The following is a 544-nucleotide window of genomic DNA, read 5'->3' on the forward strand; positions in this document are numbered from 1 at the left end:
GGCCAGGGCGGCCTCCTCGGGCTGCGGGAACGGCTCGGGCAGGCCGCGCACCACCTGCGCCACCGCCTCGGGCGCCAGCGGGCGCAGCATCAGCACCCGGCAGCGGGAGCGGATCGTCGGCAGCAGCCGGCCGGGCTGGTGAGCCAGGATCAGGAACAGGGCGCGCGGCGGCGGCTCCTCCAGGACCTTGAGCAGGGCGTTGGCCGCGTTGGCGTTCAGGTCCTCGGCGCTGTCCAGGATGCAGACCCGCCAGCCGGAATCGGTGGCCGTCGAGGCGAACAGGTCAAGGGCCCGGCGGACCATGTCGACCGAGATCTTGGTGGGCAGCGCCTTGGCGCCTGCGGTGCGGTGGCGGCGCAGGGCGACCAGGTTCGGATGCGACAGGCCCGCGACCTTGCCGGCGACGGGGTTCTCGTCCGGCATATCGAGCCCAGCCGGCCCGCCGCCCTCGGGATAGGCGAGCAGGCGCCGGGCGACCCGGTAGGCGAGGGTCGCCTTGCCGATGCCGGGGGCGCCGCCGATCAGCCAGGCATGGTGCAGGCGC

Annotated in this window: 1 pseudogene; it reads right to left on the reverse strand. The window is 75.0% G+C overall.

Annotation, left to right across the window (positions count from 1 at the left end):
- A pseudogene (locus FV228_RS32305) lies at positions 1–544 on the reverse strand (AAA family ATPase); the annotation flags it as partial.

It is taken from the genome of Methylobacterium sp. WL18 (assembly GCF_008040015.1).
In the GTDB taxonomy this organism is placed as follows: domain Bacteria; phylum Pseudomonadota; class Alphaproteobacteria; order Rhizobiales; family Beijerinckiaceae; genus Methylobacterium; species Methylobacterium mesophilicum.